Here is a 20,987-nt window from a genome sequence, read left to right as displayed (position 1 = left end):
ACCATATATACTCACAACTACACAGACAGTACACAGACAGATATTACAATACGCATAAAAAAGGTCTTTTTATGCAAAAAATCGTCGCTCTTACATTTCTTATTTCCGCTATCACTTCTCTCTCATACAGTGCAGAAAAGTATGATACAAAGGCATTCCGTACTGTACAGAAACTGTGTACCTCCTGTCACGGTACACCATTCTATATGGCTAAACAGATAGATGAGGACGACTGGGATTTCTATTTTGAGACTCCCGGGAAACTTGAAAAAATACATAAAGAGAAACCAGAAGCACTTGCCAGTCTCAAAAATTCACTTTTCCAGAAGCGTAAAAAGCGTCTTTTGAAATTCTTTATTGACAACTCCAAATTTTCCGGTGCGGTCAATGGCTGTGATGCAAACTTCTGCGGAACCGTGCATTAAACCACACTCATTCATATTTTTGTACGGTAGTATCAAAAAATGTGAATGAAACTTCCCAAAATATATAAAAACGTACTGTACAAGCAAAAAATCATCTCTCATTGTTTCTTATTCTTTATTTGTTAACTATTCTAAGTTAATATACCTCATCTATATATCTAAAGAAGGTCTCCGATGCCCCTTTCCAACACAGATCAAAATCGTTTTTCATTCCTGCTATTAATGATCAGCATATTTGTTACGGTCAGTTTTATTACCAGAACTGTTCTGCTTTTGACAGATTTTATAGAAGTAGATATAGGGTTCATCTCTCTGCTCAAACTCTATGGAGTAGGATTATTTTATGATCTGGCAGCTTCTTTCTATTATATAATCCCTTTGGTGATCTATCTTATTGTCATCCCAAATAAAGTGTTCAACACGAAAATACATAAACTTATTTTCCTCTCATTCTTTTTTGCAGCCATGTACCTGTTGATCTTCAATGCTGTTTCGGAGTGGTTTTTCTGGGAAGAGTTTGGGAAGAGATTTAACTTTATCGCTGTTGATTATTTGGTCTATACCCATGAGGTGATACACAATATCCTGGAATCTTATCCTATACCGCTCTTGGTCACGGTTATTTTAGTGATAAACAGTATCGTATTTTACTTTATACTTAAAAAAAGTACGTTTATTACTAAAACATTTGGCGGGCATCATACCTTGCTTCAAAGGGCCAAGAGAGGTGTACCGTTTTTACTTCTTCCGATATTGTTTTTTAATGTTTTGGAAGCACAAAACCTCTCTAATGTATCCAACAACCAATACAATAATGAACTGGCCAAAAATGGATTTTACTCACTCTTCTCTGCATTTAGAAACAATACATTGGACTATGATGAGTTCTATAAAACCAAAGATACCAATGTTGTCATGAAAGATTTGGATAGCTTGGAACACTTTAATGACAAACATCTAGAATTGGTACACAATACAGATACTACTGAACTCAAATATAATGTGATGCTAGTGATGGTAGAGAGTCTCAGTGCAGAATATATGGGTGCTTTTGGTGACGATCGGAACCTCACGCCTCATCTAGACAAATTAGCGCAAAAATCACTTTTTTTCAATAATCTCTATGCCACAGGTACACGAACTGTAAGAGGCATGGAAGCCGTTACCCTTTCTATCCCTCCTACACCGGGAAGAAGTATTGTGAAGCGACCGGACAACCATGATATGTTCTCCACAGGATTTGTCTTTAAAGAAAAAGGCTATGACAATAAATTTATCTATGCCGGTCATGGGTATTTTGACAATATGAACGACTTCTTCTCCCATAACGGATTTAATGTGATCGATCGAATGGATTTCAAGGAAGAAGAGATCAGTTTTGCGAATGTTTGGGGTGTTTGTGATGAAGATCTGTTTGACAAAGCGATGAAAGAATCCGATAAATCCTATCAAGCCAATAAACCATTCTTTAACTTTATCATGACCACTTCAAACCATAGACCCTACACCTATCCGGACGGCAAGATAGATATACCTTCGCATACGGGAAGAGATGGCGGTGTAAAATATACGGATTATGCTATTCATGATTTCTTGGAAAAAGCCAAAACAAAACCATGGTTCAACAATACGATCTTTGTCATCGTTGCCGACCACAATGGAGGAAGTGCAGGGAAAAATGCACTACCGCTCTGGCGCTATAAAATTCCTCTTATCGTTTATGCACCGGATATTATCAAACCAAAGGTCATTAGTAAACTCTCCTCACAGATAGATACCATGCCTACACTTTTTTCAATGATGAAGTGGAACTACAAGAGTGAATTTTATGGGAATAATATCTTGGATCCAAATTTTCAGGAAAGGGCTTTTATTGGAAATTATCAAAGATTGGGTCTAGTGAAAAATAAAGATCTTTTTGTACTCGAACCGGATAAGACCATTCATCAATACCATATTCTTGATCAGGGTCTGAAAAATGTAAAATATAAAGAGATGGAGACTATATCTGAGAAAGATGAATTGGATACTATCGCCTATTACCAGAGTGCAAGTTATTTATATTCACACCATCTTAACCGATGGAAGGAAAATGTCCAATAGTCGCAATACAAGCTCATTTTATTTTCCTCTGGGAGAAGAGTTTTATTAATCACAAATCTTTCATGCTACAATAGTATAAAGTATTACATGAAAGGACATTCATCGTGAACATTAAACCTGATTGCCTATCCTGTTTGTTCGATCAAGCCCTCAGAGTGACTAAACTTTTGAAGCTTGATGATGCCACGAGCAAAAAAGTATTTGACAGAACCGCACAGGTTCTGATGGAGCATACGATGTCAAGTAGCCCTCCACAGATCGCGAAGGATATTTACCAGGCTATCTCTGATGTCACGGGTAAAAAAGATCCCGTAGCCCTCGCAAAAGCATATGCTACCAAACAGGCATTAAACATAGATACCTCTTTCATACACACCATTCCCGATGCGCTCAAAATGGCCGTCATCGGAAATGTCATTGATTTTGGATCACAGGAACGGTTCGATCTGGACGACATGATCCAATATCATTTACATAAACCCTTTGCTATCGATGATACTTTGAAGTTCATGGAAGAGTTACAACATGCCAAAGAGATGGTGCTCATCGGCGATAATGTCGGAGAACACATTTTTGATAAACTCCTGATAGAGACCATTAAAAAGCTGTATGATATCACTGTGCATTACTTTGTCAGAGGTAATCCCATCATCAATGATGTCACCTACAAAGAGGGCCAACTGCTTAAAGATTGTGCCCACATTGTCGATACAGGCGTTCAAACACCGGGCTATGATCTTGAAGAAGCCAACAGTGTCTCCAAAGAGATCTTTGATCGTGCAGATATCGTACTCTCAAAAGGTATGGGGAACTTTGAAAGTCTTTATCATGTGGCCACACGTCCGATCTATTTTCTTTTTGTCATAAAATGTTCTGTCGTAGCAGAAGAAACAGGACACAATATCAAAGATTTGATATTTAAAAGAACGTAAAGATCTCTTTACAATCTCTGTAGCTTTTTCAATCCTTCTTTTACCAGTGTGCTTGTATCTCCGCTACACCCATGCAGTGCCTTTTGAATGGCATCTTTTTTAAAGCCTAGACTTTCAAGGGCCATCGTTGCTTCATTAAAAGCTCCGCTGTTCTCACTCTCTTCATGACTATCCACTATAAAATCAGCCAATTCAACCAGGATACGCCCCGCTGCCTTAGGTCCTATGCCTGGCACTCGCTTGAGCATGCTGACATCTTTGGAAGCAACCACTTTTGCAAAAGTACTGGGTGTAAAGGTCGAACAGATAGCCAGTCCTACTTTAGGCCCTACTCCGTTTATCTTCAAAACCGTGTCAAACATCTTTTTTTCATTGTTCTCCATAAATCCAAAAAGAAGATTGGCATCTTCACGGATGACCTGTGTCACAAAAAGTTTGACTTTCTTGTCTGTTATAGCGTTTGATGTATTGATAGATACCATCACTTCATAGATCAGTCCGTTCACGTTCAGATGAACAAAAGTGGGTTCTTTTCTTTCTACTGTACCTTCTATGCCTACTATCATGTTTACCCTTGTTGATTTAGTTGTCAAAGTATATCAAGTGTTTTACCTTCTATAATAAAATATGTCATTTTGTCATATAATTGATACAATAAATCTATATGACACCATCCATACCTGCACAATTGACATAGTTTCTAACACGGTGTTCGTGAACGTTTTTATATGTTTCAGGGAGATCGGTCTAGCAGAGAATCACTTGAACCTTTTGAATGATCTTTTTTTTAATCTCTTTGAAATTTGCTGTTTCTTTCCCCTCTAACTGATAGATCAATCTGTCTAAGTGCCTGTCTCTACCAACGTAAGGGACAATTTTTTTAAATAAAGCGTCCTGTGTTTTTATCTGTTTGAGCTCATGAACAAGTTCCGGTTGCTTTTTAAGCTCTGTTTTGTTTTTAAATTGTCTATAGACGAGCATGAACACTATACTGCTTAAAACGCCTATTAAAAAATATATGACTCTTTCCATGTCTGTTATCCTCTCTGTTGCATTGGCCATTTTCTTGGAAACTTCATCTTTGGCCGGCTTAGCTTTGGAGTTATTTTTAGCTCTATGTGACTCTATGACCTCAACGTCAAACGCTTTGCTTTGTATGGTTTTTTTTCTCTGGCTCTCTTGATCGAAATAACTCAGTGTAATGGCAGGTATCGTATAGTTTTTGTCTGAAATAATCTCAAATACTTTTCTATAGACACCGGTACTCTTCTCTTGGTGTTTTTGCACCGATTTCACATAGAGAGTGGTACCGGGAATATCCAAGTCCAGGTCATCAAGTGTATCAAGATTACCGCTCCCCTCAATAGTCAGTATCAGTTCCACAGCTTCACCAGCGTTCACTCTTTGTGTATCGACACGTGTATCGAGTTGATACGCACCGAATAGTGAAACGCCTTTAGGCAGCGCCTTGACATTGAGCAAGAGTTCATTGGAATAGATAGAAACTCTTTGTATATCCCCACCTTTACGTACTTCCGCCTCTGCCTTTAAAGGGCTCAGTGTCAGCTTCCCCTCTGTTTGTGGTCTCAAAGTATATCGTATCTCTTCAACACTGTATCCATCTGCTCTTATCCATGTTTTACTGCTTAATTCTTTAAGCAGTAAACCTGGGAAAGTGACCTCAGGCAAGCTGTAATCTTCTACGTTTTTATAGGCAAATATCACGGTTAATACAACCTCTTCTCCACTATAGGCATCTCTCTTATTCAAGTGCATCTGCAGATCAAAATGATCAGAGATCGTTTTGGTGATCTTCTGTAGTCTTATCTTTTTGTTTTTTGTTTTTTCATCTTTTTGGTCTACCTCTATCGTAAATGCAGGGATGGTGATACTTTTTTTAGGAAAGATCCTGTACGTTTTAGTGACCTTGCTGGCTCTGCGCGTATTGAGAATAATGGTTTCTTCAGAAGTTTCTGTGTTCTCGACACTGTATCCTTCTATACTTTTAATGGGAGGGATCTTGACGTTAAACCCCCTGGCAATGATCTGAAAGTGCAGTGCTTCACCCTCCATAACATGATCAGGTGCATGCATTTCTACTGAAGCGCTGAGTGGAAGCATCACTATAAGAAAAAGGAAGGTTTTACCAAGCTTGTTCAACATGATGGCTCATCCTTTCTGTTTCTATCTTGTGCAAAAAGATCGGCACCTGTTTTTTCTCCAGAAGTTTCATCCAGCGCTCTTCTTCTGAGAGGACAAGATCCTCAGCCTCTATCTCATACGTTGAACTGGAAGATCTTTCAAGTTCCAGGTGATCCACGACTTTACTTACACCCACACATGCTCTCTTTGGTTTTTTCTTTTGCTTCTTTTTCTTTTTCTCACGCAGGAGTTTATCCACATATTCAAGATTCTCTTTGGTTAAAGGGTTCTGTGCGGATTTAAGGGCTTCTTCATAGTATCTTTTAGCCAATTCCAATGCATCCATCTGGACATAGCAGTTGCCTATATTGTGCAATATCTTTGCCTTCATGGCACTCTTTTTGGATAGACTCTTTTGATACATGGCAATGGCTTCTTGATAATGATGCGCCTGATAAAGTGCATTGGCAAGGTTATAATACCCCTCAGCGTTTTTCACCACTGTTTTGTATAGTGTTGCAGACTGGTCATATTGTTGTGCATCATACAAATTTTTGGCCTTATGTAACGTCATAAAATCCAATACACCCGCCTGCAGTTTTGTATGCGGTATGCACAGGCTCACTACGATAAACGTGAGCAAAAAAGGAACCTTTTTATTCATTCTCAAGGGAGATGAAAAAACGAAAAAGAGAAGTAATAACCCCAAAGCAAGAGGATAAGAAAAAAGTTCTGTATACTGCTTGAACTGATGGGCATTCTCCTTTTCTTTTTGGGAATCTTTTCTGATGTGAGAGAGGATGGCGTTTATATCATTTTCACTCCAGGAAAAATCCTCATAGCTGCCTCTGCTTTCAAGCGCCAACGCTTTGAGTATAGGGTTCAATGTGGACTTCGAAGCGTTCTTTTCTGAAAGGGAAACACCCTTTTCAGTCGCCGTACCTATGGCATAGAGGGTTATACCGTTTTCTTTTAGATAGTGAATCTCTTCTGAGACATCATCGCTGTTACCCCCATCGCTTAGCAGAATCATATTTTTAGCCTTGGCATCTTGTAACATTTGGTTTCCGGCTTCGATAGCTGCAAAAATATTTGAATTGTCTTCAAACTTTTGGTCCTTGCTTAAATGATCAAGCATATACTCCAGGGCCGGTATATCTTCGCTTACAGGATAAGCCATATATGCATTTCTAGCGAAGAAGAGTATGCCCATACGCATATCATTACTCTTGGAAATGAGTTTTTTGAGCTTCTCTCTTGCAAACATGAATCGGCTTGGATAGATATCGGTCAGGTGCATAGACTTGGAGACATCCAGTGCAATGACCACAGAAGTCAGCGCCTGCGTTTTGAAGGTATTTTTTTCGTCTATGACCGGACGGGCAATGGAACCTATAAAAAAGATCAGAGCCAGTAAAAAGAGTCTGTATCGCACAGGGCCTTGAAGCCTCTCAGCATTTACACTCAATTGATCTAAAACAGGTTTTGAAAAGAGCTTTTGCATACTGTTTTGACAATGCTTAAAGGAGAAGATCAAAAAGAGCAGTGGAAGAAGTAAGGCATAAAGCATATGTTCATATAAAAAAAACATTTAAAACTCCTCACTTTTTCGTACAAAGAGTAAAAGCAGCAGTCCAGAAACCAGTGAAACACCTAAAAAATAAAAATAGAGGTGCTCGACGATCTTCACCTTACTATGTTCCGTATTGCTGCGCTCAAGCGAGTTGATCGTTTCATAAACCTGGGCCAGATCTTCTTTATTGGTCGCTACAAAGCTTTGGGCTCCATTTTCATTTGAAATGACTTGAAGCATATTATTGTTGCTTTCACCGATGGAGACCGTGTATATCTTGATCTGATATTTTTTCGCTAGTTTCAGCGCTACAGACAGAGGCACTTGACTTGCCGTATCATCCCCATCACTCAAAAGTATGACCACTTTAGATCTGCTTTGACTCTTTTTTAAAAGGCTTATAGAGGTGACGATACTGTCGATCAATGCCGTACTTTTACCAACTACCCCGATATCGGTCTCTTCTATGATATGCATCTGGGCTTCACTGTCATAGCTTAAGGGAGAGGCTACGGTGGTTGTATCACCAAAAACAACGAGTCCGATCCTGTCATTCTCTCGTGTAGAGATAAAATCTTTCACAACCTCGCTAACAACTTCCCATCTGTTTTGTTCATAGTTTTGCTCATTTAAACCGATGAGGCTCATGGAACCGCTTGTATCAAGGCTTAAAACGATATCGATACCCTCTTCTTTGATGCTCTTCGTACCCCTGTTGATGACGGGCGTGCTGAGGGCTATGATCGCAAAGATCAGTATGACCCACTTCAAGATACGCTTCAAGTACTTCTTTGTGGATGCGTGAGGTAAGATCTGAGAGAAGTGTGGCATATAATATGATGTAGGCACAGGATTAAAATATCTGGACGCGATAATAAACAGTAATATCAACAGTAAAAAATAGGGGTGCTCAAAAGAAAAATGCTCAAACATACCTATGCTCTACCGTTATTAAAAATAGCTGAAACTGCTCTATCACTTCTTCTGAAATTTCAGGCATTTCTTTTTTGTATTGATGCAGTGAAAGCTCCGAGACAATCTCTTTTAGTGCAGCTTTTTCTTGATCTGTTTTGGCCAGGAGATGACCGTAATAGCTTATCTGGTAAGCACTCTGTTTTACATTTTTAAAATCACAATTGTGCAGTATTTCTATATATTTCTTTACTCTTCGATTTTTGTGTACCTTAAACTTTTTATACAGGACGTATACAACAAAACTTGTACTTAAAACACCTGCGAACAGAAGTGAAAAAAATATATATGCAGAGTTGTCAGGAACATCTACAGGAGGAAAGATATCATGAATTACGAGATTTGTCATTGGCGGTTCATTACATCCAGGATTTTTTCTGCCGGATTTTCATCTGTATAGATCTTGATAAATCTGATCCCCGACTTTTTCAGTTTTTGATACAGAAGTTGATCCTCTTCAAAGACCTTTGCCTGAATACTCTTTACAGCTTTTTCATTGAGGTTTAGTAAAGCACTTTGCCCTGTAGAAGGATCTGTTATATTGATATCTCCAAGCAGTGCAGGCGCTTCTTCAAATCTGTCTCGAACAATGATCACAACTACCTCATGCTTCATCGAAAAGGCTCTTAGGTCCAGCTCTTTCGTGTCAAAAAAGTCTCCGATCAAAAAGACAAGAGATCTTTGCCTCAGCTGTGTAAAGAGTTTTTTCGAAATGAGTTTCCAGTCAACATTTTTTTCGAGCACATCATAGTTGGCAATTTTTTCTGCCAAGGTTCTCACTCCAAAGAGCTGTTTTGTTTTTTTTGTGTTCAGTACCACATCATCATTGCAGATGAAACTCTCAAAAGGGTCATTCTGTCTGACACAGCTGTAAGCAATGAGGGCACAGACTTCATTGATCAGCTGATGTTTTAAAAATTTCGTTCCAAAATGAACCGATCCGGACAAGATAGGGACGATAGAAACATTCAGCTCTCTTGGCTGATGAAATACCTTTACATAGGGCTTCCCCATTTTTGAGCTTATGATCCAATCCATATGTTTAATGTCATCACCGCTCTCATATTCGCGCAGCTCTACAAAGTCATACCCCGCACCCTGATGCCTCGAATTGTTCTCGCCAACGATCTTACTAAAGACTTCTTTTTGTGCCTTGATAAGCATTAATGCAAGCTGTTTATTTGAGGAGAGAAGCTTCGTGAGCATGCATGCATCCATACTTAGGGGACAGGAATTGTTTCCAAGACTTTTTGTATGACATCATCACTGCTCATACCTTCAGCCATAGCTTCATAACTGAGAACGATCCTGTGTCTCAATACATCTTTGATCGTTAAAGCAATATCAATAGGCGATACAAACTCGTTTCCCCGTAAATAGGCTCTGGCTTTAACCGCTTTCATCATATCGATCGTAGCTCTGGGACTTGCCCCGAACTGAATATAATCGGCAATAGACCCTACCCCGTATTTCAGAGGCTCTCGTGTAGCAAAAATCAGTTTGACGATATAGGCTTTGAGTTCATCATCGATATAGACATGCTTTACCTCTTCTTTGATACTATTGAGTTCATCCACACTCAATACAGCATTGACCTTCTCAAAAGTTGCATTGGCCGCTTTTTCTGCTATCTCGTACTCTTCTGCCTCACTATTGTAGCCAACGATGATCTTAAACATAAATCGGTCCAGTTGGGCTTCTGGCAGTGTATAGGCACCCTCTTGCTCGATCGGGTTTTGTGTTGCAAGCACTAAAAAAGGATCTTCTATCGCAAAACTCTCATCCCCGATGGTGACTTGACGTTCCTGCATGACTTCAAGAAGTGCCGACTGGACTTTTGCAGGGGCTCGGTTGATCTCATCTGCAAGAAGAAGGTTGGTAAAAACAGGCCCGTGTTTGATTTTGAAATTTCCGGATCTTACATCATAGATCTCTGCACCGATAATATCAGAAGGAAGTAGGTCCGGGGTGAACTGGACTCTTTTAAAGTTCAAATTCAAGCTCTTGGATACAGCATTGACAGCTGTTGTCTTCGCAAGACCTGGCACACCTTCTAAAAGTATATGACCATTCGTAAACAAACCGATCAACAGAGCATCTATCATCTCTTTATGGCCTATAACCTGCTTCGAAATTTCCTGTTTTAATACTGTAATCTTGTTTTTCATGATTCCTTGAGTATAGTAAAAATCTGTAAAAAATATGTAAAAATGCCCATGCAGAACGCAAGTGGAATCATGAAAAGAATAGGTCTCGGAACTCTTTTTTTGTGGATATTTCAATACGTTAAATGACATCAGTTTCGTAGTATTTCATACATGCCCATTTAGCACCGCGAGTGACAGCAACATTGCTAAAACACCGGGCATATCAAAACGGGCTGTGTATAGTATGGTGGAGAGGTAGGAAATGAGTTGTCATTTTGCGAGAGCCTGGAAGAAGGCACTATAGCCACCCTCCGTAAAGAAGGATGACGACTTGATCTCTGATTAATTAAAGACAGGCTTCTTCACGACGTTGGAGATGTTCCCATTGTGCATCAACACGTGCCTGCCACTCGTCGATAAGATGCTCGTACTGCTTGGTGAAAAGATGCTTGAAGCGCCCTTGCGCACCGAGGTAATCACGTACAGGAATCACATTTTTCGGGCGGTAGGTAATATTGAGTTTGGTTCCCTCAATGATCTCATACAGCGGGAAAACCAACGAATCGGTTGCCAGATCAGAGATAGCGATGGTATCTTCCGGGGCAAATTTCCACTCGGTGGTACATGCAGACATCGCATTGATGAAGACAGGGCCCTCGGTCGCAAACCCTTTTTGGATCTTGGCGACCATATCTTTCCATTTGTTCGGAGCGACCTGTGCCACATACGGTGCGCCGTGCGCCGCCATGATCGCCATCATATCTTTTTTGTTTTGTTTTTCACCGTAGCTTATGCGTCCGGCAGGAGTCGTTGTTGCCGACGCACCGATCGGTGTTGAAGAGGAGCGCTGTCCACCGGTGTTTGCATACACTTCATTATCCAGACAGATATACATCATATCGTGCCCACGTTCAAAACATCCGGAGATCCACTGAAAACCGATGTCATACGTTGCGCCGTCTCCACCGAACGCGACAAACTTCGGAGTGCGGTCCGGCTGTTTCAGTCGCCCTTTGTTCTTCAGCGCCTTGTACATCGCTTCAGCGCCTGCCACGGCAGAGGAACCATTTTCGAATCCGATATGGATCCAGGAAGCATCCCATGAAGTATGCGGATACACGGCGGTACACACTTCAAGACATCCTGTTGATGCTCCAAGGATCAAATTGTCATTGGTCGCATTCAATACTTCACGGACAATAATAGAGTGGGCGCATCCGGGACAAAGAAGATTCGCTCCTTCAAAACGCTCTGCTGATGTCGAAAAATTTTTGAGATTTTTTGTTTTCGCTTGAAACATACTTACTCCTTAAAAAAACGAAAGTTTCGGTCCGCGAAGACCACTGAATTGCTGTAATGGAGTCGTTGGACACCCGGCCTCCGCATTTTCCTGAAGGTCACGGTATATTGAATGCAAACTGGATTTTGTCAAATCACGTCCTCCAAGACCATAAATGTAGTTGGTCAGTACCGCTTGGGTACCTGTATTGAACAACGCCCCCGCGAGTTCATTATAGAGTGCGCCGACCGTACCGTTTGGACTGGATCGGTCAAGCGTAGCGATCGCCTTGCAGCCTTTAAGTGCATCGGCGATCTGTTCAAGCGGGAAGGGACGGAAAACACGGATACCGACGACACCGGCCTTGATCCCCTGGGTGCGAAGCTCATTCGAAACCTCTTCGGCAGTTTCTACGGACGTCCCCATACAAACGATCGCTATCTCGGCATCGTCCATATTGTAGCTTTCTACGATGTTGTATTGACGTCCGGTCAATGCTTTCAGCGCATCAAATGCCTCTTGGATCTTAGGCAGAACAGCGCTCATCAGAGCGTGATGCTGACGGGCTTTGTGCTCAAAGTGCCAATCCTCTTCGGTCTGAACCCCATGCGTGACAGGATGATCCAGGTCCAGCATATCGTTCATCGGTTTAAATTCACCGATGAAGTCATACGCTACATCATCTGCAAGTGTTTTTACCCTCTGTGCCGTATGGGATGTCATAAAGCCGTCCTGGTGCACCATCGCCGGAAGGCGAATATCATGATCCTCTGAAACGCGGAACGCGACAAGATTCATATCATACACATCTTGCGGATTATAGCAATCGATCTGGATCCAGCCGCTGTCGCGACCCATGTACATATCCGAGTGGTCTCCGTTCACGTTGAGCGGCGCACCGATAGCACGGTTGACGACATTGAGTACGATCGGGAGCCGCATCCCGGATGCAGAATACAGGGTTTCCAGCATTAAAGCGAATCCTTGTGAACTCGTTGCTGTAGCAACACGTCCGCCGGCTGCGGATGCACCGATACAGCAGGACATCGCACCATGCTCGGATTCAGCCATGACATATTCACCGTCAATATAACCGTTTGCCATGAAGTTTGCATAATTTTCTACGATCGGCGTTGATGGGGTGATGGGATACGCCGCAACCACATCCACTTGTGCCTGGCGCAATGCATGGCTTGCTGCCATATTACCATCCCATACTTCCATATCGCGTAATTCGAATAGTTCAGCCATTAGATCTCCTTTGGTTCTTTTTTATCTTTTTCAGGCCATTCAGACAATGCCGTCTCTTCGTCTTTTTGTTCCGGGAACATCAGCAGCGCTTTAGGCGTGGTGGGACAAACCTCCACACAGATACCGCATCCTTTGCAGTGATCAAAGTCAATACCGATCATCTTTTTATCACGGGAAATGATCGACATATCAGGACAGTAGATCCAGCAAAATTGACAATCGATACAATGCTCTTTGTTGAACAAAGGCTTCTCGATACGCCAATCAGCTACACTTACACTAAACGAATTGGATTTCGAATAGGAACGATCCTCAGGCTGTATGGCCGTCACATCCGGTGTTGGCCCTTCAAATGGTCTGAGTATGGTGCCGATCTCGAATGTGTTCCATCCATTTTCTTGCATGTTTTCTCCTTATTTTACTTCGTCATATGCACGTTGAATGGCTATCATATTGGCATCGACTATTTTCTGAGGAAGTTTTTTAAGCACCTTTGCCATGCTCTCTTTAAAAAACTCAATATCATACATCCCCGATATCTTCATCAATGCACCAAGCATCGGTGTATTGGGGATCGCTTTTCCGATCGTCTCCTGAGAGATCTTGATACAATCCACCGTGAAGACTTTTTTCCCTAACAGTTTTGACTGGGATTCAACAAGCTCCCGGGTGCTTAAATGTGTCGTTACAATGTACACTGTATTCTCTTTTTCATTCGCAGTGATATCCGTTGCATAAACCAGTGCCGGATCAATGACAAGCACATAGTCAGGTTCCATAAATTTTTCGTGGTTTAAGATGACTTTGTCATCCACGCGGTTATATGCCGTCATGGCTGCTCCCCGCTTTGCAGAACCATAAAATGCAAATGCCTGCACATCTTTACCTGTGGTCGCTACCACCTCCGCTAAACCTTTAGCGCCTGTAACTGCACCTTGCCCGGCACGGCTATGCCATCTAATTTCAAGCATGGTCTCTCCTTCTTAATGGGTTTTTTTGATATTTTAGTAATCGCTTGATCGAATGCCTCCCTCAACATCTGTTTGAGATCCCTTTATGATCTGAGAGGCTCTTATGATCGCCTTATTGATATGTTCAACAATGTTTTCATCTCCGATGAGCTTGTTCAAACTCGCCTCAACAATATGGGTACGAACTTTCGGACGTACGCCGGAAAGGACGAGAACCGTCTGCTGTTTTGCAAGACGTTCATGCAAAATTTCAAGTGCATGGAGTCCTGCCGCATCGATGAGCGGAACATGCCGCATCCGCAATATAAACACTTTCGGAGGGTGTTCAAAGAGGCTTAGGGTATCAATGAACTTTTCGGCAACACCGAAAAAGAGCGGTCCCTCAATTTCATACGCTTCGACACCTTGAGGAAGAATTTTTCGTGCAATGGAATCCGGATCTTCTTCTTCATTTTCCACTACATGGATATGAGTTGTTTTCATCATTGAATCGATAAAGAGGATCGAGGCCAACGCGATACCGGCCTGGATGGCGAAATTCAGATCGACCAGTACGGTCAATGCAAACGTAACGATCAAAATAATGCGATCGCTTCGCGGTGCTTTCATGATCTCTTTGATATGTTTTATTTCGGACATATTCCATGCCACGATTATCAATATTGCAGCCAAAGCAGCAAGTGGAATCTTGATAATAAGCGGTGCGAGAAAAAGCATAAATATAAAAAGCCAAAATGCATGCATAATCCCCGCCATAGGTGTGCGTGCTCCCGCTTTGATATTGGTAGCAGTCCGGGCGATCGCTCCCGTAGCCGGAAGCCCTCCAAAAAATCCTGAAGCGATGTTGGCTGTACCCTGCCCGAACAGCTCAGCATTTGATTTGTGATGGGTCCCTGTCATACCATCCGCAACTACGGCCGAAAGAAGCGATTCAATGGCAGCAAGTGTCGCAATGGTGATCGCATCAGGCAGTAGTTGACGCACTTTTTCAAACGATATATCCGGCCATGTCGGTGCAGGAAGCATGGAAGGTATGGAACCAAAACGGCTCTCAATCGTTTCAATAGGCAAATGGAACATCCATACGGCTAAAGCCGCAAGAACAACAACGATGATCGGTCCGGGTATTTTCGGAATATACTTTTTCACTAAGAGGATGATGGCGATCGATGTCAATGCAACGATAACCGCATAGATATTCATTTCATCTAAGTGTGCAAGATACACCATGAATTTATGGATAAAATCGGGAGGTATGCTCTCTACCTCAAGCCCAAAAAAATCCCGTAGTTGAGAAAAAGCGATGAGAAGAGCAATGCCGGAGGTAAATCCGACGATCACAGGATAGGGGATAAATTTGATCAATTCTCCTGCACGAACCAGGGCCATGATCATCAAAATGATCCCTGCCATGATGGTCGCCAACACCAATCCTTCATATCCGTGTTCCATGGCAACTGTTGCCACCGTGACAATAAATGCAGCTGTCGGTCCCCCTATCTGATAACGGCTGCCTCCATGCACTGATATGATAAATCCGGCAACAATAGCAGTGAACAGCCCTCTCTCCGGTGGAAGGTTGGATGCGATAGCGATCGCCATCGCCAGAGGAAGCGCAACGATCGCAACCACAAGTCCCGCGATGAGATCGGCATAAAAATCGGATCTGGAATACCCTCTGATACGCCATAGCGTGATCAGTTTGGGTTCGAGTGAGTCTTTAAGTGATCGGAGCATCAGCGGGGCCATCCTTTACAGAAATTTTTTTTTCAGTTTCGGAATTGTAGTGAAGTATTCTTAATATTGAATTAAGTTCAAAATAATAAATATAGTTATTTTTAATTGAGAATAGAACATTTTTCCGATATGATTTGCTAAAAAAAACAGGAAAGAATTTGAAACAGGTTATCAATGAAGAGCTGAATCGTGTCAAAAAAGAGCTCTATCTTAACGCGGCAGCCCGGTATTTTGACGAGACAGGATATAAACATTTTAAAATATCTGATTTGGCCAAAGAACTTGAAACATCGGTAGGGACGATTTATAATCTCTTCGGTTCGAAAGAAGATCTTTATGTCGAATATCTGATCTTAAAGATGGAAATATTTCTTGCCAATCTCAAAGCACACGAGGACAGCGATCCGCTCGAAAACCTCAAAATTTATCTGACCTTCAAATACGCCCAATTCATTCAAACCGAGCACCATCGCGACGAGCCGATCACGAACGATCCCTATTTTTTCCATAAATTGGAGATCTCAAACCATCGTGTGGTTGAGGATATCTATCAGTATCTGGTCCGGCAGCTTCGTATGCTTGTCCCTTCCGAAAACACGAACCATAAACATCTGGCGATCCTTTTCAAAAAACTTTCGGATGGTTTCATTGAAAGTTATCTTTACGGAGAATGTCAGGCTGAACAGATCGTCGATGAGACCATAGAGATCTTTCTTCACGGTGTCAGAGGTCAAAACGTTTAAATGTGACCTGCGGATGGCTCAAAAGATGTCAAGCTGATACTATCTTCTTTGATCGCTATAATTCGAATCAAGATAATATAATTTTATTTTTTCCAGAAGCCTTGGCTTTGTATAGTGCATTATCTGCACGTTTAAGTATTGTATCAATGGTATCATCTACGTTAACATTTGTTAGTCCAAAGCTGGCGGTAACTGTTTGATTGGTTATTTGATGTAAAAGGATATCTGTTTCAATCTGTGTTCTCAGTTTCTCTGCAATGGCTTCGGCTTCTTTCATATTCGAATCAATGAACGAAATAATAAACTCTTCACCTCCCCATCGCGCCACGAGATCAGTTTTTCTGATATTTTGTTTGATAATATCTGCAACACGTTTCAGTACCTCATCACCAATTTGATGTCCGAGTGTATCGTTGATAGTCTTGAAGTCATCTAAGTCTAAAAACAGTAAAGCCATAGGATTTGAATTTCGTTTATGCAACAAGAAAAAATGATGGAACTTTTTATTAAAAGAACGACGATTAGGTAGACCCGTCAGTGTATCCTTAGCTGCAAGATACTCTAATTTTCTATGATACTTTCTGATGGTTATCAATATCATTAAGGCAATTAAAATACTCACAAGTATTGAACCTATGAGATTAAAATAAAAAGTTTTTGTTACATCTTCAATAAAATAGGAAAGCTTTGCCTCAACGATCAAATACAAGTCCAGTTCGGGAATATATTTTACATTGAGCAGATAATCTTCACCTGCTTTCGTATAATCAATGATCTTCTTCTCTTTTGTAGTAAGGTCATCTTTAAGTGCATATAACTCAGGGATATCTTTAATGTGTTTTAATGCGTTGACTTTATCCTCACAGAGAACAACCTTGCCCTCTTCATTAATGAAATAAACATTGAAATTGTATTGTTTCCGAAAATATTTCAGCATATCATTGATATAGGATATTCTTAATCCAATGCCTGTAGCACCTATTATATGATACTCTTCATCAAATATTTTATGGTTAATGAACATGACCAGGGAATCACCGATATGTTTATTGAAATCGAGATTTATTTCATGATCAGATGGAATTTCCTTGAAGGAAAAATACCAGGCATTATCTCTATTTTCTTCTTTGATTTGTTCAACCAAGCCTTTTGAACTATAATAGTTTTTTGTTCTTTCGGATACCAGAAATGTTGTAAACATATTATATTTGTTTTTAATTGTTTCTAAATATTTTGTAATTTTATTTGTGTCATCTTCTTTATTGATAAGCCAATCTTTTAAAAAGGTATCATGGGCCATCATGGATGCCACAAGGTTTGGTTCAATAATATGCTTTTGAATCTCTGTATATATATTATCGACTGTAAGTGGCAGAGAGCTATCTCTTAATTGTTTTTGTGTTAATTGAAGTGTTACAGTGTAGTTTATAAGGGACATACTGACTGAAAGTGTGAACAGCAAGAAAGTGATGATAAAAACAATACGATAATTAAGATGCATAATAACTCCAGACAATGAAGGCATTATAAAGAATAGTTATTATGGTTTTACTTAAATAAAAGGGATCAGGAGATAGTGACAACATCATTACCCTTTGTACTTTCAAAAAGAAGGATCTGCATAATAATAACTATACATTTATCTTCTTCCCGCTCTTCTGTGTTTGTTCTTAAGATTATACCTACTTACGCTAAAATACCTGCAATTTAACATTAAAGAGACCCATGCGACTTAAATCCATCTTCACCAACAGTTTCGGTATCCTGGTTTCACGTATGACCGGTCTTGGGCGTGATGTCCTTATGGCTTCTGCTCTAGGTGCTTCCATGTGGAGTGATATGTTCTTTGTCGCCTTCAAACTCCCTAATCTTTTTCGCCGTATCTTTGCAGAAGGTGCATTTACACAAGCTTTTATGCCCTCTTTTGTGGCGAGCAGACATAAAGGCGTTTTTGCTACGGCTATCTTTTTGCGGTTTCTTCTTTTTTTGATGGCATTCTCCCTACTCATCACCTTTTTCCCTGAACCTATTACTAAACTTTTAGCATTAGGATGGGGTGAAGAACTTATAGCAAAAACCGCACCTTTGACTGCCATTAATTTTTGGTATTTGGACCTGATCTTCATCGTGACATTTCTAGCTACCCTCTTACAATACAAGAACCATTTTGCTACCACTGCTCTGTCAACGGCCTTGCTCAATATCTCGATGATCGCAGCACTCTACATCTATATGAAAGAAGATCCAAAAACCGTGGCATATGCACTCAGTTTTGCTGTACTCATCGGTGGAGGACTACAGATCATAGCGCATGTGCTTACCCTGCATAATCTAAATCTGCACAAGATCCTTTTAGGCGGATGGAAATACAGGAACAGCAAAGATGTCGATGAAGAAAAAAGACATTTTCAATCTCTGTTCTTACCTGGAATACTCGGGAACTCCACACCTCAGATCTCTGCTTTTATAGACACGCTTTTGGCAACGTTCCTCATGACGGGCTCCGTCTCTTACCTCTTTTATGCCAACCGTGTTTTTCAGCTTCCGCTTGCCATTATTGCCATCGCTACAGCTACCGTTCTTTTCCCTGCTGTTTCTAAAGCACTGAAAAACAACAATGAAACAGAAGCCTATAAAAACCTCAATCAAGCCTTTTGGTTACTTGCATTTTTATTGGGTGGTGCAATGATTGGCGGTATCTTACTGGCCGAACCTATCGTATGGCTGCTTTTTGAGAGAGGTAAATTTACAGAAATGCAGACACTGGAGACTGTCAGTGTACTTCAAATGTACATGGTGGGTCTACTTCCTTTCGGACTGGCAAAACTCTTTTCTCTTTTCCTCTATGCTTCACATAGACATCGCAAGGCAGCCAAGATCGCTGTCTACTCTCTTATCACTTCTGTAACATTCTCACTGATACTGATGCATCATCTAGGTGCTTCAGGTCTTGCATTAGCAGGAAGTATCGGGGGATGGGTGCTTTTTATACTGACTGTAAAAGAGGTGGGCACAGATAAGTTTATGGAGATCATCCGATCAAAAAGATCACTTTATTGGCTTGTAGGCTTACTGATATTCTCAGTCTTGCTATATAGTATCAATCTCCAACTACTTGATTTGTTACGTTAGATTATTTTCAAGCCAAAGAAGAGAATCTTTAGCTTTTAATTTTTGTTGTCACTGGTATTTTAAATCATATAATGATACACCTATTGATTTTTCATGCTTGCACCGCATTTACCGGCTGTACATTTCATTGGAGATGTTTCTGCCTTTACAGATTTGGGGCCATTATGGGTTCCATGGCCGCCATGGTGACCCGTTTTTGCCATGCCATACGTTTTAAATACGTATACCTTATAGACATTGATTGACAAAAACAGAGTGATCAGAGAAGAAGCAAATACAAATGCTATGGTCTTCTTTATTTTACTTGCTTTAAAAGGTTTTATTCTTTTTGCAAGGATCAAATATCCCCAAATTACTGCGATATAAGGAATCACATTGAAGATATTGAGCCATGCATCTCTTCTAGAAGCCAAATTTTCAACCGCAGCAGCATTCAAACCAAACCCGTAAATAAATCCATTGGCTATATCTGCATAGTGATGCGTGAAGAAACTATGAATCAAATGTGCCAGACCACCGATAAGGAAAATAGGTGCGAATGCATAACCTAAAGTGTAAAACGTTTTTTCAAATGGCGCTTTTAACACCTTCGAAGCTGCAAACATACCCATAACTACAATAGCGATTGAAAGTACCGTTGCATAGATAAAAGCAAATATCCCCACTGCATCCAGTGTTCCAAAATCTATATAGTGTTGTGCGAACGCTGCTGTTCGTGACCAGATGAATGTATCAGCGATAGCAGAACGGCCCAAAGCATGATGAAAGTTCATTGTGATGGAAATGGCTGCCGTGATGAGTAGCATTGCCCACACCTCAGCTTTGCTGAATTTGAACTTTTCAAACAGGGTTTTTGAAGGTTTCGTAAACCTGAATGCCACAGAATCACAGGCACTGCTGCAATCCATGCACAACGTACAGTCATCCATAGAGTTTTTATTGTCAAATGCAAACGGTCTTAAATGATATGTACATGCTACTGCACAATCCAATGTTTTACAACTGTTACAATCTTCTTTATAAGTACCCAACTCTGTAAAGGAAACTTTGGCATACGCTTTAGTTAACGTCCCGATAGGACAGATATATTTACAGTAACTCATATCTTTATAAAGATAATACGTCACAAAAGCGATCAATGTGAGTGAAGTAAAAAGCCAGGCTGTAGCTAGAGGTAATTTCCAAAATTCCGGTGCAGCATAATAAATACCCCACCATCCAAAAAACAAAATGAAAATACCTATAAATCTATTTTTCAAAAAGTTTGGCATCTCTTTTTTAAGACCGAACTTGGTGATATATTTTCCTAAAAATCCATGGGGACAGATACCGCAGAATATTCTACCAAAGGTAGACAGGGTAACCACTATAAACAGTGACCAGAACAAACCCCAAAAAAGATATGTCGTAAAAATGTTTTCTCTACCCGGGGCAGAAAACCCCATATAAATACCATAGATAAAGAGAGCAAGAACAGAGAGTTTCAAAGCCATCAAAAATGTTTGATTTTTAAATAAAAATCCTAATACGGGTATACCGTAGATATCGTTTCTGTCTCTAGTTTCTTTAAACTCTACCAT

At 40.6% G+C, this 20,987-nt stretch carries 19 protein-coding genes; 5 read left to right on the top strand and 14 right to left on the bottom strand.

What is annotated here, in order from left to right:
* Positions 1-71 precede the first annotated feature (71 nt).
* The 3 genes from LDM98_RS00170 to LDM98_RS00160 all read left to right on the top strand — a co-directional run bounded on the left by LDM98_RS00170 (position 72) and on the right by LDM98_RS00160 (position 3,460).
* Positions 72-425: a hypothetical protein gene (locus LDM98_RS00170; protein ID WP_223897075.1), complete on the top strand. Its 354-nt coding sequence runs from the start codon at positions 72-74 to the stop codon at positions 423-425.
* Positions 426-599: 174 nt separating this feature from the next.
* Complete coding sequence (locus LDM98_RS00165) at positions 600-2,528, top strand: LTA synthase family protein (protein WP_223897073.1); 1,929 nt, start codon at positions 600-602, stop codon at positions 2,526-2,528.
* 104 nt (positions 2,529-2,632) lie between these two features.
* Positions 2,633-3,460, top strand: a complete 828-nt coding sequence (locus LDM98_RS00160) for a DUF89 domain-containing protein (RefSeq protein ID WP_223897071.1) — start codon at positions 2,633-2,635, stop codon at positions 3,458-3,460.
* 8 nt (positions 3,461-3,468) lie between these two features.
* Here LDM98_RS00160 and ruvA read toward each other — a convergent pair whose 3' ends face one another.
* The 12 genes from ruvA to LDM98_RS00100 form a co-directional block, all read right to left on the bottom strand.
* A complete protein-coding gene (ruvA, locus tag LDM98_RS00155; protein ID WP_223897069.1) occupies positions 3,469-4,026 on the bottom strand; it encodes a Holliday junction branch migration protein RuvA in 558 nt (185 codons plus the stop codon).
* 181 nt (positions 4,027-4,207) lie between these two features.
* Positions 4,208-5,623, bottom strand: coding sequence for a BatD family protein (locus LDM98_RS00150; RefSeq protein ID WP_223897067.1), 1,416 nt, complete (start codon positions 5,621-5,623; stop codon positions 4,208-4,210).
* Positions 5,604-7,193 carry a VWA domain-containing protein gene (locus LDM98_RS00145; protein ID WP_223897065.1) on the bottom strand — a complete coding sequence of 530 codons (1,590 nt, stop codon included), beginning with the start codon at positions 7,191-7,193 and terminating at the stop codon, positions 5,604-5,606. Before LDM98_RS00145 ends, LDM98_RS00150 begins: the two co-directional genes overlap by 20 nt.
* Complete coding sequence (locus LDM98_RS00140) at positions 7,194-8,006, bottom strand: VWA domain-containing protein (protein ID WP_223897063.1); 813 nt, start codon at positions 8,004-8,006, stop codon at positions 7,194-7,196.
* Positions 8,007-8,100: 94 nt separating this feature from the next.
* Positions 8,101-8,496, bottom strand: a complete 396-nt coding sequence (locus LDM98_RS00135; protein WP_223897061.1) for a hypothetical protein — start codon at positions 8,494-8,496, stop codon at positions 8,101-8,103.
* On the bottom strand, positions 8,493-9,353 hold the full coding sequence (locus LDM98_RS00130; RefSeq protein WP_223897060.1) for a DUF58 domain-containing protein: 861 nt from the start codon (positions 9,351-9,353) through the stop codon (positions 8,493-8,495). Before LDM98_RS00130 ends, LDM98_RS00135 begins: the two co-directional genes overlap by 4 nt.
* Before the next feature lie 14 nt (positions 9,354-9,367).
* Positions 9,368-10,315, bottom strand: coding sequence for a MoxR family ATPase (locus LDM98_RS00125; RefSeq protein ID WP_223897058.1), 948 nt, complete (start codon positions 10,313-10,315; stop codon positions 9,368-9,370).
* A gap of 325 nt (positions 10,316-10,640) precedes the next feature.
* On the bottom strand, positions 10,641-11,594 hold the full coding sequence (locus LDM98_RS00120) for a thiamine pyrophosphate-dependent enzyme (RefSeq protein WP_223897056.1): 954 nt from the start codon (positions 11,592-11,594) through the stop codon (positions 10,641-10,643).
* A gap of 9 nt (positions 11,595-11,603) precedes the next feature.
* Positions 11,604-12,824 (bottom strand): 2-oxoacid:ferredoxin oxidoreductase subunit alpha, encoded by a 1,221-nt coding sequence (locus LDM98_RS00115; protein ID WP_223897054.1) that lies wholly within the window; start codon positions 12,822-12,824, stop codon positions 11,604-11,606.
* Entirely contained in the window at positions 12,824-13,228 is a 405-nt protein-coding gene (locus LDM98_RS00110) for a 4Fe-4S dicluster-binding protein (RefSeq protein WP_223897051.1), read from the bottom strand. The genes LDM98_RS00115 and LDM98_RS00110 overlap by 1 nt, the downstream gene beginning before the upstream one ends.
* A gap of 9 nt (positions 13,229-13,237) precedes the next feature.
* Positions 13,238-13,795, bottom strand: a complete 558-nt coding sequence (locus LDM98_RS00105) for a pyruvate flavodoxin oxidoreductase subunit gamma (RefSeq protein ID WP_223897049.1) — start codon at positions 13,793-13,795, stop codon at positions 13,238-13,240.
* 33 nt (positions 13,796-13,828) lie between these two features.
* On the bottom strand, positions 13,829-15,532 hold the full coding sequence (locus LDM98_RS00100; RefSeq protein WP_223897047.1) for a SulP family inorganic anion transporter: 1,704 nt from the start codon (positions 15,530-15,532) through the stop codon (positions 13,829-13,831).
* A gap of 158 nt (positions 15,533-15,690) precedes the next feature.
* Between LDM98_RS00100 and LDM98_RS00095 the strand changes: the two genes are divergently transcribed.
* Positions 15,691-16,275, top strand: a complete 585-nt coding sequence (locus LDM98_RS00095; RefSeq protein ID WP_223897045.1) for a TetR/AcrR family transcriptional regulator — start codon at positions 15,691-15,693, stop codon at positions 16,273-16,275.
* A gap of 67 nt (positions 16,276-16,342) precedes the next feature.
* Here the strand turns inward: LDM98_RS00095 and LDM98_RS00090 are convergent, their stop codons facing one another.
* Positions 16,343-17,776 carry a sensor domain-containing diguanylate cyclase gene (locus LDM98_RS00090; protein ID WP_223897043.1) on the bottom strand — a complete coding sequence of 478 codons (1,434 nt, stop codon included), beginning with the start codon at positions 17,774-17,776 and terminating at the stop codon, positions 16,343-16,345.
* Between the two features lie 224 nt (positions 17,777-18,000).
* Here LDM98_RS00090 and murJ point away from each other — a divergent pair, with 224 nt between their 5' ends.
* Positions 18,001-19,407, top strand: a complete 1,407-nt coding sequence (gene murJ, locus LDM98_RS00085) for a murein biosynthesis integral membrane protein MurJ (RefSeq protein WP_223897041.1) — start codon at positions 18,001-18,003, stop codon at positions 19,405-19,407.
* 80 nt (positions 19,408-19,487) lie between these two features.
* Here the strand turns inward: murJ and LDM98_RS00080 are convergent, their stop codons facing one another.
* Entirely contained in the window at positions 19,488-20,987 is a 1,500-nt protein-coding gene (locus LDM98_RS00080; RefSeq protein WP_223897040.1) for a 4Fe-4S binding protein, read from the bottom strand.

It is taken from the genome of Sulfurovum sp. TSL1 (genome assembly GCF_019972135.1).
GTDB lineage: Bacteria > Campylobacterota > Campylobacteria > Campylobacterales > Sulfurovaceae > Sulfurovum.
Note: the sequence above shows the minus strand (reverse complement) of the source record. Positions and strands in the feature narration are given on the sequence as shown.